Below are 14,763 nucleotides of genomic sequence, written 5' to 3' on the forward strand. Positions count from 1 at the left end.
ATAGCTTCTTTCTCCCGGCCATCGCGCCGGTCGATTGATACCCGAGGAGACTGTCCATGCCCGCCCCCGTGAACCCCTTCAAGCAAGCGCTCCGCGAAGACACAGGCCTGCTCACCGGCCTTTGGGTGGCGCTTGCCAATCCGCATTCGGCGGAAATCTGCGCCGGGGCCGGCTTCGACTGGATCCTCATCGATGCCGAACACGGGCCGAACGACATTCCGCTGATCGCCGCCCAGCTTGCCGCCGTCACCCGCCATCCCTCTCATCCGGTCGTGCGGCTGCCGATGGGCGAGCCATGGCTGATCAAGCAGGCGCTCGATATCGGCGCGCAGACGCTGATGATCCCGATGGTCGAGACGGCGGAGCAGGCGAAGTTGCTGGCCAAGGCGCTGCGTTATCCTCCCGATGGTATCAGAGGCATGGGCGCGAGCCTCGGGCGCGCCTCGAATTTCGGCCGGATCGCCGACTATGCCGAGACGGCCAATGCTGAGGTCTGCCTGATTGCCCAGATCGAAAGCCGGCTCGGTGTCGAGAATGTCGATGCCATCGTCGCCACGGAGGGTGTCGATGCAATCCTGATCGGCCCTGCCGATCTCTCGGCCGACATGGGTTATGGCGGCAAGGCGACCGTGCCGGAGGTGATGGAGACGGTCGAGATGCTGATCGGCAAGATCAAGGCTGCCGGCAAGCCGGCAGGCATCATGACCGGCGACCCGGAGATGATCGCGCTGGCGCGCCGCGCCGGCGTGCGCTTCATGGCGAATGGGACGGATACCTGGTTGTTGGCCAATGCGGCTGCGGCCATGGCCGAGAAGATGCGCGGCGCTGAAGCGGCCGACCCGTCTGCGGCTCCCAAGACGGGCGGCTATTCGTAACCTGTGGTGTTACCTGTCCAGATGACGTCCGGGCTCCGCTCGGGGGCTCGCGTCCCTACCTCGTCACTCCGCAGCGATGATGTGGAATTCCTGCGGCTCGGTCGGGTTCTGCGCCTTGCTCATCAGGTAGATCAGACAGCTCGTCCTCAAGAGTGACGCAAAATTCGAGACCGAGCCGTTGATCTCGAGCGCCTCGTCGTAAAGCGTCGAGAGAAAGCGAGATGTCGAGAAATTCTGGCTGGCTGCGATCTCGTCGATCAGCACCCAGAAGGCGGCTTCGAGCTGGATGCTGGTGGAATGACCACCGATGCGGACGGAGCGGTTGACGGCGCGATAGCGGGCCGGGTCCTGTCCTGCGAAGACTTCACACATGGCATGCTCCTCCCTGATTTTCAGTTTTTTCGATCTTAGGTCTTTTGAGGCATTATGTTGCCAGCGGCTGTTCTGGTCAATTTCGCTCTTCGCTAAACTGCCTCGCTCTGTCGTGAAGAATCGATCCGCCAGCGACGAAAAAAATCGGCTGCGGTAATGGGCTGCTACCAGCCTAGCGGCAAATCGCGACATCCTCCCGACATGACATCAGTCAGCATGCGAGGAGCAGCCCATTGGCCAAAATGATACATTCGATGATCCGCGTTCTTGAGGAGGAGCGCTCGGTCTCGTTCTACACCCAGGCTTTCGGCCTCGACATCGCCGATCGTCTCGATTTCGAGACCTTCACGCTGATCTATCTCAGCAATCCTGAGAGCGAATTCGAGCTGGAACTGACCGTCAACAAGGGGCGGGAGGATGCCTATGACCTCGGCAATGGCTATGGCCATCTTGCCGTCAGCGTCTCGGATCTCGACAGCGAGCATCAGCGACTGACGGGTCTTGGCATGACCCCGGGCAAGATCGTCGAATTCAACCGCGACGGTGCGCTTCTCGCGCGCTTCTTCTTCATCACGGATCCGGACGGCTACAAGATCGAGGTTCTGCAGCGCCACGGTCGGTTCAAGTGATGGTGGGGCCGGGAGCAAGGCGGTGCTCCCGGCCTCACTCGTTTCGAGCATGGCGGGCGCGGTCGCCGGGCCTGCCGAGAACAACGGCAAGATGCCGTTGCGCATCAATCTCATGGGAGGAGAATGACGTGGTTACGATACTCGACAAGACCGGCGGCATGTCGCGCCGGCAGCTTCTGAAGACCGGTGCGGCAAGTGCCGTGCTGATGGTCACGGGCACTGCCGTGATCTGTCCCGAACAGGCTTGGGGCCTGGAGGCGACCGCACTCAAGCCCGACACGCTCGCGACGCTCATCAAGATGGCGCGGGACATCTATCCGCATGACCAACTCGCCGACCGCTTCTATGCAGCCGCGGTCAAAGGTCAGGACACGATGGCTGCCAAGGACGAGAAGCACAAGATGCTGATCGAAGACGGCATCGCCGATCTCGACAAACGCGCCGGTGCAGGCGGCTATCGCGGTCTCGGCTGGGAGGACGATCGCGTGGCGATCCTGCGCGACATCGAGACGACGCCCTTCTTCCAGGCGGTGCGCGGCGACCTCGTGGTCAGCCTCTATAACCAGAAGGAGATCTGGCCGATCTTCGGCTACGAGGGCGAGTCCTATTCCAAGGGCGGCTATATCGAGCGCGGGTTCGACGACATCACCTGGCTCTGAGCGAACCTTAAGACACGCATTCATCGTCGCCGGAAGGAGGCCCATCGCGGATGGGAACGGCGGCGCTTACCCAAATTGACCGATTTCCCGGGAGGAAAACATGGCAGCGCCCTATGATCTCAACGACGACAGCGTGGTCGTCATCATCGGCTCCGGTGCAGGCGGCGGAACGCTTGCCAACGAGCTTGCCCAGAAGGGCATCGACGTCGTCGTGCTCGAAGCCGGTGCCCGCATCGAACATGAGGACTTCATCAACGACGAGTGGGACAGTTTCGCCCAGCTCGCCTGGCTCGATCACCGCACGACCGGTGGCGGCTGGCGGGTGTCCAAGGACTTTCCGAACCTGCCCGCCTGGATCGTCAAGGCGGTCGGCGGCACCACCACCCACTGGGCCGGCGCCTCGCTGCGCTTCCAGGAGCACGAGTTCAAGACGCTGACCCATTACGGCAAAGTGGAAGGCGCCAACCTTCTCGACTGGCCGATCACGCTCGCCGATCTCGAGCCTTACTATGCCAAGGCCGAAGACAAGATGGGTGTCACCCGCACCAACGGCATCGAGGGGCTCCCCGGCAACAACAACTTCAAGATCCTGAAGGCCGGTGCCGACAAGCTCGGCTACAAGGACTGTCACACCGGCAATATGGCGATCAACTCGGCCGATCGCGATGATCGCATGAGCTGTCAACAGACCGGCTTCTGCTTCCAGGGCTGCAAATGGGGCGCCAAGTGGTCGACGCTCTACACGGAAATCCCGAAGGGCGAGGCGACGGGCAAGCTGGAAGTCAGGCCGCAGTCACATGTCATCAAGATCGAACATGACGATACCGGCAAGGTGACTGCCGTCGTCTATGCCGACAAGGACGGCAATCTGCAGAGCCAGAAGGCACGCATCATCTGCGTTGCCGGCAATTCGATCGAAAGCCCGCGGCTCTTGCTCAATTCAGCCTCGTCGAAGTACCCAGATGGTCTTGCCAACTCGTCCGGCCAGGTCGGCAAGAACTACATGCGTCACACGACGGGCTCGGTCTATGCCGTCTTCGAAAAGCCGGTGCATTTCTACCGCGGCACGACCATGGCCGGCATCATCCGTGACGAAGCGCGGCATGATCCGTCGCGTGGCTTCGTCGGTGGCTACGAGCTGGAAACGCTGGCGCTCGGTCTGCCCTTCATGGCAGCGTTCCTTGACCCGGGCGGCTGGGGCCGGTCCTTCACCTCGGCGCTCGACAATTACGCCAACATGGCCGGTCTCTGGATCGTCGGCGAAGACATGCCGCAGGAGCAGAATGCCGTGAAGTTGCATGGCGAGCTCAAGGACAAATACGGCATGCCGATCCCGGATGTCTGGTTCACCGACCACCCGAATGACGAGGCAATGCGCAATCATGCTTACAAGCAGGGAATGGCTCTCTATGAAGCCGTCGGCGCCAACAGAGCCTTCCCGACGCCGCCTTATCCGTCGACCCACAATCTCGGCACGAACCGCATGAGCGAGAAGGCGCAGGACGGCGTCGTCAACAAGTGGGGCCAGACCCACGACATCAGCAATCTCTTTGTCTCAGACGGCAGCCAGTTCACCACGGGTGCCGCGGAAAATCCGACCCTGACGATCGTTTCTCTTGCGATCCGCCAGGCGGATTACATCGCCGAACAGATGGGCCAAGGCACGATCTGAGCGGTTTAAACTACCTCCCTCTTGCGGGCAGCGATCGCAACATGCGGTCCTGCCCGCTTTTTTTCTCTGAGAAAGCCTAGTGGCTGCGCGCCGCAACCAGGGCTCGGGCCTTGTCGCGGGTCTTCACGACGGCCTTGCGAAGCCGCGCGGTGCGTCCGTTGTCATTGTCGGCAACCGTCATGGCGTTGCCGCGCCATTCGAACCCGCTGCCGAACCAGGCGGCGACAAAGAGACCCGGCAAGAGCAGGTCACGGGTCACCATGGCGGGAAGGATGCGCCAGCCGGCCGGCCAGCCATAGGCGCGGGCGAGCAGAACTTCGCCACCGTACCAGGCCGCGAGGTAGGCGATGGGCGCGATCGGCGAGACGATACCCGTGGCGGCCAGCGCGACCATCGCAGCACCGGGAAGGGCAGCACCCGTGAAGATCTCCGGCAGGAAATAGAGCGGGAAGGAGGCGCGACGCAGGCGGGCCCAGCGCAGCTGGCGCTTCCACACGGCCAGCATGTTGCGCGAGCCGAGCGGCTGCGGGAAGGGCTCGTGGACGAGGCGCACCTTGAGACCGCCATTGCGGATCAAGAGGGTGGCGGCCGCATCTTCGGCCACTTCGTCACCGAGACGCTCGAAGCCGCCGAGCTGTGTGATCAGTTGGCGGTTGAAGAGCATGGACTTGCCCTGGGCAAAGCCGAAGCCGACGGCATCGGCAAACAGCTGCCAGCGAGCCTGGAAGCTGTCGAGCCAGGCGCTCTCGAGGAAGGCGCCGAAATTCTCCGGTTCGGTGCCGGCCGGCGGCGAGCAGACGAGACCGGTTTGATCGTCCCAGCGGCCCATCATGCGCGCGATGTTGTCGGGTGGCATCAGGACATTGCTGTCCGTCATCACGATCCAATCATGGCGAGCGGAGCGCCAGCCCTTGACGACGTTGTTGAGCTTCGGATTGGCGCTGAACAGATCCTCGCCGACCAGCAGCCTCGCGGGAATGTCCGGATGCTCGGCCATCAGCCGGCGGGCGAGGGCTGCGGCCGGATCGTCTTCTCTCGCGACACAGAAGAGGATCTCGTAGCTCGGCCAGTCGAGGCGGAAGGAGGAGGCGAGGCAACGCTCGAGATTGTTTTCCAGCCCGCAGATCGGCCGGATCAGGGTCACCGGCGGGCGCGGCATCACTGCCATGTCCCGCTTGCGGTGCCGCAGCTTCACGGAGAGAACGAAGGCGATGCTTGCGAGCTGGACCAGAAGCGCGAGCGCGGCAAACCAGATCAGAACAGTCATGGCGAGTCTCCGGATTTTCACCTCCGGATAACATTGCTCTGTGACAGTTCGGCGAAGCCCTGGCCGGGCGCGGCCGGGGCTTTCAGTCCTTTGCCCGCAGCGCCTGCAAGAGTTTGTATCCCAAGAAGGCTGCGACCGCGCCGGCGGCGAGGAAGCCGCTGATGCTGCCACTGATTTCGGCGATTTCGGTCACGCTTTCGCTGAAGGTCGCGCCAAGGCCTGTATAGAGACCGACCCAGACGGTTTCACCGAGCATGCCGGCCATGGTGAAGCGCAGCCAGGAGAAGCCCGAGGCACCGGCCAGCAGGTTGAGATAAGGCCCCAGTGGTGAAAGAAGCCAGCGGGTGAGGAAGACGGCGATATTGCCGCGCGCGTCCATTTCGCGCTGTGCCCGTTCCAGTGCCTTGCGGCGGTCGGGATTCCGCTCGACGATCGGAACCAGGCGCTGTCCGGCAAGGCGGCCCAGCATGTAACCCACCTGATCGCCTGCGATGGCCGAGGCCAGCGCCACCACGACGACGATCCAGAGCGTGAAGTCGCCCGCTGTCGCGAAGGCGCCCATGAGCATCATGACGATCGATGCCGGCAAGGGGGCGCCGAGGCAGCTGATGCCGACGACAAGGCCGAGAAGGGGAAGGCCATAGGACGGCAGCGAGGCGAGCAGCGTCTCGGTCAAACTCATCTCGGCGGGCCCTGCCGCCGCAGGTCCATAATAGACGCCTCGATCTCGGCCTTGAAGGCCTCGAAAGTCACTCCACGGTCTTCTGCGAGCCGCTCCAGGGAGGGGCGTGGGCCATCCTTGGGCGGGGGCGGGAGATCAAGGTCGCGTGCCAGCTTCTCGACCGGGACATGCCAGGAATGGGCGACGTAGCCGATCGTCATCCAAGGCTCTGGCGGCAGGTCCTGGCGCGCCGGATCGGCCCAGTAGACCACGAAAAAGATCGTTCTCCCGGCGAAGAAGATGGCAAGCGCCATGGCCAGCACGAAGGCCGATGTCAGGATGCGGTGGCGTTGCCAGAGTCTGAGGAAGGGCTTCACGGTTCTCTTGTGTGCTCCGTTCGGCTGAAGGTTGACAGACCCGGTCGCGGGCCCTCTATCGTCGAGACCATGTAAGACAGAAGAGGGGTGAGCGGCAATGGCGGATGCGGGAGTAAAGCTCGAAGACAGCTGGAAGGCCGCACTGGGCAAGGAGTTCGCCAGCCCCTACATGGCCGCTCTCAAGGCCTTCCTGCAAAACGAAAAGGCGGCCGGCAAGACCATCTTCCCCAAGGGGGCGGAGTATTTCCGGGCGCTCGATCTGACGCCGCTCGATGAGGTGAAGGTCGTCATCCTCGGTCAGGATCCCTATCACGGGGCGGGACAGGCCCACGGGCTCTGCTTCAGCGTCAGGCCGGGCGTTCGCATTCCGCCGTCGCTCGTCAATATCTACAAGGAATTGCAGAGCGATCTCGGCATCGCGCCGGCGCGGCACGGTTTCCTCGAACATTGGGCGCGCCAGGGTGTGCTCCTGCTGAACAGCGTTCTGACGGTCGAAGAATCCCGCGCGGCGTCTCATCAGGGCCAGGGCTGGGAGCAATTCACTGATGCCGTGATCCGGGCCGTCAACGAGGATTGCGAGCATGTCGTCTTCATGCTCTGGGGCTCCTATGCGCAGAAAAAGGCCGCCTTCGTCGACCGGTCCCGGCATCTCGTCTTGAAAGCGCCGCACCCATCGCCGCTTTCGGCGCATAACGGTTTTTTCGGCAGCCGGCACTTCTCGCAGGCGAATGAATATCTCGTCGCGCAGGGCAGAAATGCGATTGATTGGCAATTGCCCGATACGCCATGATTTGAACGCGCACAGTCCTTATCGCGATTTCCTTAAGTAAGGGATCCGTCATTCTACCTGTGCGCCAAAATACATCCTGACGTTTATTGTCACGTATCTTCCGGCGCGTCAGATTGCGACCCAATTCATCGATCGCGTCTCGGGTCTCACCTTCATGCAGCGCCAATCCATGGTTTCGCCGGTCTGGCGGCGACCCTCCTCGTCGATCGTCTGTCGGTTCTTCGACGGTGATGTCGATCTGGTGGTGATCGGCGCGGGCTATCAGGGGCTTTCAACCGCACTTCATGCGGCTCGGGCCGGGCTTTCGGTGCAGGTCATCGAAGCGGGCGAGATCGGCGCCGGCGCTTCCGGGTTGAACGGCGGGCAGGTCATCCCGGGGCTCAAGCAGGACCCGGAGACCTTGCTGGCCGTCTTCGGCGCGGATCTTGGCGAGCGGCTGACGAAGTTTTCGGCGGAGACAGCGGATGCCGTCTTCAACCTGATCGCAAGCGAGGGCCTCGACGTCGAGCATGCACGTACCGGCTGGGTCCAGGCGGCGCATACTGAGACGGCCATGGAAGCCGCCGTGCGGCGCAATCGGCAATGGCGGGCACAGGGTGCCGATGTGGCTTTGCTCAATCAGGCCGAGGTCGGGCTTCTGACAGGTGCGGATGGTTATCGCGGCGGTTTTCTCGATCGGCGGGCAGGGGTCGTCAATCCCCTGGCGCTGGTTCATGAGCTTGCGCGTATTGCCACGGAAGCCGGCGCTGGGCTGGTGCTGAAGGATGGCGTTGCCTCGCTCCGAAAAGTAGGCGCTGGCTGGGAGGTCACGACCGCGAGCGGGCGTTCGATCAGGGCCAGGAAGGTCCTGGTTGCGACGAATGCCTATTCGGGCGCCCTTGTGCCGAAGCTTGCCGAGAGCCTCGTCTGGCTACATTCCTTCCAGATCGCCACCGAACCGCTGCCGGCCGGACTAGACTTCATCCTTCCCGGTGGTCAGGCCGTCTCCGACAGCCGCCGGATCGTCGTCTACTATCGTCGCAGTCCTGATGGTCGCCTCGTGCTGGGTGGCCGCGGGCCGATGCGCGAGCCGCGTTCGGTGGAGGATTGGGCACATCTGGAGCGGGCGCTGCAACGGCTCTTTCCCATGCTCGCCTCGCTGCGCATCGATCACCGCTGGTTCGGACGCGTCGCCATGACGCCGGATCATCTCCCGCATCTGCATGAGCCGGAGCCGGGGCTGGTCATGGTGGCCGGCTGTCAGGGGCGCGGTATCGGGCTGATGACGGCGCTCGGCGCACCGCTTGCGCGTTACCTCGCCGACGGTGATCCGGACGTGCTTCCCTTGCCGATCACACCGCTGCGGCGCATCCCCTTGCATCGCTTCAGACGCCTTGGTGTGGCGGGCCATATCGCCTGGTATCGATTGCTCGATGGTCTGGAACGCTGATCTCCCCATTCTGGTTGGGGAAAGGTGGTCTGTCGCCTCTTGCGTGCTTGCCGAGTTCAGGCGTGTGGCGAATAGTGCCGATCTCATTTCATCTTCTCCGCTGGAGCCAGTATGTCCAAGCATTTGAAGTTCTTCATCGACGGTGCATGGGTCGATCCGGTGGAGCCGGCATTGCTCGATGTCATCGACCCCTCGACGGAAGAGCCCTTCACGACGATCTCCATCGGCAGCCGGGCCGATGTCGATCGCGCCGTCGCTGCGGCCAAGGCAGCCTTCGCCACCTTCTCCGTCACCGACCGGGCCGAGCGGCTTGCGCTGCTGGAACGGATCCTTACGGTCTACAACGAACGCTTCGAGGACATTGCGCAGGCTGTCAGCCGCGAGATGGGCGCACCACTGGCTTTTGCGCGGGACTCGCAGGCCTGGGTCGGACGGGCGCATCTGGAGGCGACGATCTTAGCCTTCAAGAATTTCGAGTTCTCCGAGCAGCGCGGCACGACGCGCATCGTCAAGGAGCCGATCGGCGTCTGCGCGCTCATCACCCCCTGGAACTGGCCGCTCAATCAGATCGTCTGCAAGGTCGCGCCGGCCATCGCCGCCGGCTGCACCGTAGTTCTGAAGCCTTCGGAGATCGCGCCGATCTCGGGTCTCATCTTTGCCGAGGTGATGGAAGCGGCGGGAACCCCGAAGGGAGTGTTCAATCTCGTCAACGGGCGCGGTCCCGAGGTCGGGCAGGTGATGGCCGGTCATCCCGATGTCGACATGGTGTCCTTCACGGGTTCGACCCGGGCCGGCATCATCGTTGCCAAGACCGCGGCCGATACGGTCAAGCGCGTGGCACAGGAACTGGGCGGCAAGTCCGCCAATATCATCCTGCCAGATGCGGATTTCGAAACCGCGGTGCGCAAGGGGGTCGAAGGGTGTTTCGGCAATTCCGGCCAGTCCTGCGATGCGCCGACCCGGATGCTGGTGCCGGCTGCCCGGCACGACGAAGCGCTGCACATTGCGCGTGAAACTGCCGAATTGCACAAGGTCGGCGATCCCGGCGCCGAGGACACGGTGCTCGGTCCCGTGGTCAGCGATGTGCAGTACAACAAGATCCAGCGGTTGATCGAATTGGGGATCGAGGAGGGGGCTCTGCTGGTTACCGGCGGTCCGGGCCGACCGGATGGGCTCAATCGCGGCTATTACGTGCGCCCGACGATCTTCGGTCATGTCACGCCGGACATGACCATCGCCCGCGAGGAAATCTTCGGGCCGGTCCTGTCGATCCTGTCCTATGAGACGGAAGAGGAGGCGATCACCATCGCCAACGACACCGTCTACGGCCTGGCGGCCTATGTTCAGTCGCAAGATATCGATCACGCCCGGCGTGTCGCGGCACAGCTGCGCGCAGGCTCTGTCTATCTCAACTATCCCGACTGGGACACGTCCGCACCCTTCGGTGGCTACAAGCAGTCCGGCAATGGGCGAGAATATGCCGATTGGGGCATCCATGATTTTCTGGAGATCAAGGGCATCGTCGGCTGGGGCAGCTGAAGCTCAAACGCCGACATGAACTCACCAGATCGCAGCTGATCTTTGGCGAGTTTCAGCTGACATTTGCCGGTTGCTGGCGCCGCTCGGCGTGCGCTTCCTTTTCTGCTACTTCCAGTATTTATTGCCTCAAATACTACGCCGCTGCCTAAATTCCGCCAATTTTTCCAAGGGCTTGCAGTAGAGGCTTCTGATGAGTTCGCGGAACAATTTCGCGTGATGGCCGTTCTTTCCGCCAATGGCAGTCAACGGAAAGGAAGAAGCCATGAATACGAAGATTATCGCTCTTGGAGCTGTAGTACTTGGTGTCGTCTCCACGCCCGTTCTGGCGCAGGAAAGCACTGTCACCGGTGCTGCCGGTGGTGCCGTAACCGGCGCGATCGTCGGTGGTCCCGTGGGTGCCGCAGTAGGCGGCGTGGTCGGTGCCATTGCTGGCACGGCCGTTGATCCGCCGCCGGCCCCGGTCGTTACCTATGTTCGCGAACAGCCGCTGCCGGCTCAGCCGATCGTCATCGAACAGCAGGTCGCCGTCGGTGAGCCGCTGCCGCAGCAGGTCGTTCTGACGCCGGTCCCGGAAAATCCGACCTATGCCTATGCCGTCGTCAACAATCAGCGCGTGATCGTTGACCCTGAGACCTACGTCGTCGTCGGCGTGGTGCAGTAACCACTGGCTTGATCCAATGATAAGGCCGGGCAGGTGACCTTCACGATGCTCGGCCTCCCAACCAGGAGGAATATCCCATGGACCAACGTCCTGATCCCCGCCTCGACCAGCGTCCCCATGTTACGCAGCAGACCGCCACCGGTGGCGGCGCAACCTGGGGCATCGCCATCCTGCTGATCGTCGTGATCGCAGCCGGCGCCTTCTTCGTCTTCGGCGGCAATGACGCCACCGATTCGGCAGCAACCACCACGACGGAAACGACGGAACCGGCGACGCCGCCGGCAACCACCACTCCGCCGGCTGACACCGCGACACCGCCTGCCGCCGATCCGGCTACCCCGCCGGCTGCAGATCCGGCCACGCCGCCGGCAACCGATACGGCTCCGGCAACCCCGCCTGCGACCGATCCGGCTCCGGCAACTCCGCCGGCCGATAGCGGCACGGGTACCGGCACCCCGGCACCGACCACGACCCCGTAACAGGTCGAACGACAAAACGAAGGCCAGCATCGCGAGGTGCTGGCCTTTTTTGTTGGCCTGCGCTTTTCTCTATGCAGGAACGCGGCGTAAGGACACTTCCATGGGCGAAGGCTTTTCCGATACTCTCTCAAGCGGCCGGCCTCCGCGCCTTGCCCTAGAGCCGTCCCGCTATGTCCGCATCTATGCTGTCGGTGATGTGCATGGATGCCTCGATCAGCTGCTGGCACTCGAGGAGGTCATGCGAAAGGATGCGGAGACAGTCGAGGGGCCAAAGCTGATCGTCATGCTGGGTGACTACATGGATCGCGGACCGAAATCGGCGGCGGTGCTCTATCACCTGACCGCGTCGGCACCGGCGGGTTTCGATCGCATCTGCCTGCGCGGCAATCATGACGACGCCTTTCTCTCCTATCTGGATGGAGACCCTGCGGGAGACTGGTTCCTCGATCACGGCGGGATTGGCACGCTTCGCTCCTACGGCCTCGATCTGGACGATAACGATGCAGCGGCGTGTGCATCCTACGGCGTGCGAGAAGCAGCACGCGCGGCCATTCCCCAAAGCCATGTCGATTTCCTGCGCGAATTGCCGGTGCTGCTGACGATCGGCGACGATGTCTTTGCCCATGCCGGGATTTGCCCGGGACGGCCGCTTTCGGAGCAGACGGATGACGATCTGATGTGGATACGCCGTTCGTTCCTGGATCTTGGGCCGGGCCTTCCCGTCCGTGTCTTCCACGGCCACACGCCCATGCGCGAAGCCTATGTCGGTCCGGACCGGGTGAGCCTCGATACGCATTGCTATCGAAGCGGCCGGTTGACGGCCGCCCGTCTGTCAGAAGGTCAGGTCGAGATCCTGTCTGTCGGTCCGGGGCTATCGCCGCCTGAAGGATGAGATCAGGTCGTCGGCTTGGCCGGAGGTTTCTCCGCTGCCGGCTTCCCCCATTCGGCGATCGCAATGCCGCCGAGCACGAGGATCAACGCGATCACGTGGAAGACTTCCAGCTTCTCGCCGAGAATGGTGATCGACAGCAGCGTGCCGAAGACGGGCACGAGGTTGATGAAGAGGCCGGCGCGGTTCGCGCCGATGCCTTCGACGCCCTTGATGTAGAGGATCTGCGAGATCAGCGAGGGGAAAAGCCCGGCATAAAGCACGATCAACCAGCCCTGCATGTCGGGTAGGATCAGTTCGCCGCGTCCTTGCTCCCAGTAGAGGAGCGGCAGACAGGTGACGGCAGCGGCGAGCGCCGGCACCGCCATCAGGCTCTTCCAGTGGACCGGCGGCTTCCAACGCAGCGAGACCGTATAGATCGCATATGAAATGCCGGCAAACAGCATCAGCAGATCGCCATAGTTCAGTGTCAGGGTCAGCAGCGTCTGCAGGTCGCCGTGAGAGGCCGTGACCGCCGCGCCGATGAAACTGATCAGGAAGCCGAGGATCTGGATGGCCGAAACGCGAATCCGGAACAGCAGGAAGTTGATGACGAAGATCAGGACCGGGATCGCGCCCTGCTCGATCGCGCCATTCACGGCGCTGGTATACTTGAGAGCCGTGTACAGGAAGCCGTTGAAGGCGGCATAGCCGACGGCGCCGTAGAAGATCAGAAGCTTCCAGTTTGCCTTCAGGACATCCCAGTCCTTGCGGATCTGCGGGATCGATATTGAGGCTATGACGAGGGTGGCGAGCGCCCAGCGGCCGAAGCTCAGGACCATCGGGCTGACATGGCCGACCGCCAGCTTGCCGGCGATGGTGTTGCCGCCCCAGAGGAGGGTGGTGATCACGAGAAAGGTATAGGCGCGAATGGGCAAAGCTTACTCTTCCCTGCATGCTGGCGCCAGCGCCCAAACCCTTGTCCCCCCGGTTCGGTGCAGCGCGAATTGCCTCCGAAATAGGCGAGGGGTCATGCTTTGTCACGCAAAAAGCCAAATCGCCCGTCAATACGGGTCGATTTCCCAAAAACAACACAGTATAGATGCGCGGGTTTGGGTAGGGCGCAGACGCTGCGCGATATACAGGATTATGTGATGACGAATGTCGTGGTGATTGGTTCGCAATGGGGTGACGAGGGCAAGGGCAAGATTGTCGACTGGCTCTCCGAACGTGCGGACATCGTGGTCCGCTTCCAGGGTGGACACAATGCCGGCCATACGCTCGTCATCGACGGCGTTTCCTATAAATTGTCGCTGCTTCCGTCGGGCGTCGTGCGTCCCGGCAAGAAGGCCGTGATCGGCAATGGCGTGGTCGTCGACCCGCACGCGCTGATCGCCGAAATCGGCCGTCTGAAGGACCAGGGCGTGTCGGTCACGCCGGACAATCTGCGCATTGCAGAGAACGCCACGCTGATTCTCTCGCTGCACCGCGAACTCGACGGCATGCGCGAAGATGCAGCCTCCAACAGCGGCACGAAGATCGGCACGACTCGTCGCGGCATTGGCCCGGCTTATGAAGACAAGGTCGGTCGTCGCGCGATCCGCGTGATGGATCTCGCTGATCTCGATGCGCTGGAAGGCAAGGTCGAGCGTATCCTGACTCATCACAACGCGCTGCGTCGCGGCTTCGGCGTCGCCGAAATCGAACACAAGACGATCATGGAAGAGCTGACCTCGATCGCCGATCGCGTCCTTCCCTTCATGGATTCGGTGTGGGTGCTGCTCGACAAGGAGCGCCGCAAGGGCTCGCGCATCCTGTTCGAAGGCGCGCAGGGGTCGCTGCTCGACATCGACCACGGCACCTATCCCTTTGTGACCTCGTCGAACACGGTCGCCGGTCAGGCTGCAGCCGGTTCCGGCATGGGCCCGGGATCGCTCGGCTATATTCTGGGGATCACCAAGGCCTACACGACACGCGTCGGCGAAGGCCCGTTCCCGACCGAGCTGCATGACGAGATCGGCCAGTTCCTCGGCGAGAAGGGCCATGAATTCGGCACCGTCACGGGCCGCAAGCGGCGCTGCGGCTGGTTTGATGCCGCACTCGTGCGTCAGTCGGTTGCCACCAATGGAATCACCGGCATCGCGCTGACGAAACTGGACGTTCTCGACGGTCTGGAAGAGCTGAAGATCTGCGTCGGCTACAAGCTGGATGGCCAGGAAATCGATTATCTGCCGGCGGCCCAGGCTGCACAGGCCCGCGTCGAGCCAATCTACATCACGCTCGAAGGCTGGAAGGAATCGACCGTTGGAGCCCGCAAATGGGCGGATTTGCCGGCTCAGGCGATCAAATACGTGCGTCAGGTGGAAGAGCTGATCGGTGCGCCGGTCGCCCTCCTGTCGACAAGTCCCGAACGCGACGACACAATACTTGTGACGGACCCCTTCGAGGATTAATCTCACAATTTAATCAAGTTATGCCGGCTCTC

Annotated in this window: 16 protein-coding genes; 11 read left to right on the forward strand and 5 right to left on the reverse strand. The window is 62.6% G+C overall.

The window, feature by feature from the left end; genetic code table 11:
* The first annotated feature begins 56 nt into the window (after nucleotides 1-56).
* Nucleotides 57-875, forward strand: a complete 819-nt coding sequence (locus FAA86_RS02625; RefSeq protein ID WP_136538218.1) for an HpcH/HpaI aldolase family protein — start codon at nucleotides 57-59, stop codon at nucleotides 873-875.
* Nucleotides 876-938: 63 nt separating this feature from the next.
* Here the strand turns inward: FAA86_RS02625 and FAA86_RS02630 are convergent, their stop codons facing one another.
* Entirely contained in the window at nucleotides 939-1,247 is a 309-nt protein-coding gene (locus FAA86_RS02630; RefSeq protein ID WP_113458452.1) for a ribbon-helix-helix domain-containing protein, read from the reverse strand.
* 233 nt (nucleotides 1,248-1,480) lie between these two features.
* Between FAA86_RS02630 and FAA86_RS02635 the strand changes: the two genes are divergently transcribed.
* The 3 genes from FAA86_RS02635 to FAA86_RS02645 all read left to right on the forward strand — a co-directional run bounded on the left by FAA86_RS02635 (nucleotide 1,481) and on the right by FAA86_RS02645 (nucleotide 4,207).
* Entirely contained in the window at nucleotides 1,481-1,876 is a 396-nt protein-coding gene (locus FAA86_RS02635; RefSeq protein ID WP_136538219.1) for a VOC family protein, read from the forward strand.
* Nucleotides 1,877-2,004: 128 nt separating this feature from the next.
* The gene (locus FAA86_RS02640; protein WP_136538220.1) at nucleotides 2,005-2,535 is read left to right on the forward strand and encodes a twin-arginine translocation signal domain-containing protein; all 531 of its coding nucleotides are present in this window, start codon (nucleotides 2,005-2,007) and stop codon (nucleotides 2,533-2,535) included.
* Nucleotides 2,536-2,635: 100 nt separating this feature from the next.
* A complete protein-coding gene (locus FAA86_RS02645) occupies nucleotides 2,636-4,207 on the forward strand; it encodes a GMC family oxidoreductase (RefSeq protein ID WP_136538221.1) in 1,572 nt (523 codons plus the stop codon).
* Between the two features lie 76 nt (nucleotides 4,208-4,283).
* Here the strand turns inward: FAA86_RS02645 and FAA86_RS02650 are convergent, their stop codons facing one another.
* From FAA86_RS02650 to FAA86_RS02660, 3 genes are all read right to left on the reverse strand, one after another.
* Complete coding sequence (locus FAA86_RS02650) at nucleotides 4,284-5,474, reverse strand: ceramide glucosyltransferase (RefSeq protein WP_136538222.1); 1,191 nt, start codon at nucleotides 5,472-5,474, stop codon at nucleotides 4,284-4,286.
* Nucleotides 5,475-5,556: 82 nt separating this feature from the next.
* Nucleotides 5,557-6,156: a DedA family protein gene (locus FAA86_RS02655; RefSeq protein WP_136538223.1), complete on the reverse strand. Its 600-nt coding sequence runs from the start codon at nucleotides 6,154-6,156 to the stop codon at nucleotides 5,557-5,559.
* On the reverse strand, nucleotides 6,153-6,512 hold the full coding sequence (locus FAA86_RS02660) for a hypothetical protein (protein WP_136538224.1): 360 nt from the start codon (nucleotides 6,510-6,512) through the stop codon (nucleotides 6,153-6,155). Before FAA86_RS02660 ends, FAA86_RS02655 begins: the two co-directional genes overlap by 4 nt.
* Before the next feature lie 97 nt (nucleotides 6,513-6,609).
* Between FAA86_RS02660 and ung the strand changes: the two genes are divergently transcribed.
* The 6 genes from ung (at nucleotide 6,610) to FAA86_RS02690 (ending at nucleotide 12,302) form a co-directional block, all read left to right on the forward strand.
* The gene (gene ung / locus FAA86_RS02665; protein ID WP_136538225.1) at nucleotides 6,610-7,302 is read left to right on the forward strand and encodes a uracil-DNA glycosylase; all 693 of its coding nucleotides are present in this window, start codon (nucleotides 6,610-6,612) and stop codon (nucleotides 7,300-7,302) included.
* A 154-nt stretch (nucleotides 7,303-7,456) separates the two neighbouring features.
* The gene (locus FAA86_RS02670; protein ID WP_136538226.1) at nucleotides 7,457-8,731 is read left to right on the forward strand and encodes an NAD(P)/FAD-dependent oxidoreductase; all 1,275 of its coding nucleotides are present in this window, start codon (nucleotides 7,457-7,459) and stop codon (nucleotides 8,729-8,731) included.
* Nucleotides 8,732-8,842: 111 nt separating this feature from the next.
* Complete coding sequence (locus tag FAA86_RS02675) at nucleotides 8,843-10,270, forward strand: aldehyde dehydrogenase family protein (protein WP_136538227.1); 1,428 nt, start codon at nucleotides 8,843-8,845, stop codon at nucleotides 10,268-10,270.
* A 262-nt stretch (nucleotides 10,271-10,532) separates the two neighbouring features.
* Nucleotides 10,533-10,931, forward strand: coding sequence for a DUF1236 domain-containing protein (locus FAA86_RS02680; protein ID WP_136538228.1), 399 nt, complete (start codon nucleotides 10,533-10,535; stop codon nucleotides 10,929-10,931).
* A 77-nt stretch (nucleotides 10,932-11,008) separates the two neighbouring features.
* Nucleotides 11,009-11,410 (forward strand): hypothetical protein, encoded by a 402-nt coding sequence (locus tag FAA86_RS24485; protein ID WP_167494859.1) that lies wholly within the window; start codon nucleotides 11,009-11,011, stop codon nucleotides 11,408-11,410.
* Nucleotides 11,411-11,510: 100 nt separating this feature from the next.
* Nucleotides 11,511-12,302 carry a metallophosphoesterase gene (locus tag FAA86_RS02690; protein ID WP_136538229.1) on the forward strand — a complete coding sequence of 264 codons (792 nt, stop codon included), beginning with the start codon at nucleotides 11,511-11,513 and terminating at the stop codon, nucleotides 12,300-12,302.
* A gap of 2 nt (nucleotides 12,303-12,304) precedes the next feature.
* Here FAA86_RS02690 and FAA86_RS02695 read toward each other — a convergent pair whose 3' ends face one another.
* A complete protein-coding gene (locus tag FAA86_RS02695; protein WP_136538230.1) occupies nucleotides 12,305-13,216 on the reverse strand; it encodes a DMT family transporter in 912 nt (303 codons plus the stop codon).
* A 216-nt stretch (nucleotides 13,217-13,432) separates the two neighbouring features.
* On the opposite strand from FAA86_RS02695, the gene FAA86_RS02700 reads away from it, so the two are divergent.
* On the forward strand, nucleotides 13,433-14,731 hold the full coding sequence (locus FAA86_RS02700; protein WP_062281335.1) for an adenylosuccinate synthase: 1,299 nt from the start codon (nucleotides 13,433-13,435) through the stop codon (nucleotides 14,729-14,731).
* Nucleotides 14,732-14,763: the final 32 nt, after the last annotated feature.

It is taken from the genome of Rhizobium rosettiformans W3 (assembly GCF_004912135.1).
Lineage (GTDB): Bacteria > Pseudomonadota > Alphaproteobacteria > Rhizobiales > Rhizobiaceae > Allorhizobium > Allorhizobium rosettiformans.

Bases quoted from the DNA above. Each gene is read 5' to 3' on its own strand.
- FAA86_RS02645 (WP_136538221.1), top strand. From the start codon at position 2,636: ATGGCAGCGCCCTATGATCTCAACGACGACAGCGTGGTCGTCATCATC.
- FAA86_RS02675 (WP_136538227.1), top strand. From the start codon at position 8,843: ATGTCCAAGCATTTGAAGTTCTTCATCGACGGTGCATGGGTCGATCCG.
- FAA86_RS02650 (WP_136538222.1), bottom strand. From the start codon at position 5,474: ATGACTGTTCTGATCTGGTTTGCCGCGCTCGCGCTTCTGGTCCAGCTC.
- FAA86_RS02625 (WP_136538218.1), top strand. From the start codon at position 57: ATGCCCGCCCCCGTGAACCCCTTCAAGCAAGCGCTCCGCGAAGACACA.
- FAA86_RS24485 (WP_167494859.1), top strand. From the start codon at position 11,009: ATGGACCAACGTCCTGATCCCCGCCTCGACCAGCGTCCCCATGTTACG.
- ung (WP_136538225.1), top strand. From the start codon at position 6,610: ATGGCGGATGCGGGAGTAAAGCTCGAAGACAGCTGGAAGGCCGCACTG.
- FAA86_RS02680 (WP_136538228.1), top strand. From the start codon at position 10,533: ATGAATACGAAGATTATCGCTCTTGGAGCTGTAGTACTTGGTGTCGTC.
- FAA86_RS02670 (WP_136538226.1), top strand. From the start codon at position 7,457: ATGCAGCGCCAATCCATGGTTTCGCCGGTCTGGCGGCGACCCTCCTCG.
- FAA86_RS02700 (WP_062281335.1), top strand. From the start codon at position 13,433: ATGACGAATGTCGTGGTGATTGGTTCGCAATGGGGTGACGAGGGCAAG.
- FAA86_RS02630 (WP_113458452.1), bottom strand. From the start codon at position 1,247: ATGTGTGAAGTCTTCGCAGGACAGGACCCGGCCCGCTATCGCGCCGTC.
- FAA86_RS02655 (WP_136538223.1), bottom strand. From the start codon at position 6,156: ATGAGTTTGACCGAGACGCTGCTCGCCTCGCTGCCGTCCTATGGCCTT.
- FAA86_RS02690 (WP_136538229.1), top strand. From the start codon at position 11,511: ATGGGCGAAGGCTTTTCCGATACTCTCTCAAGCGGCCGGCCTCCGCGC.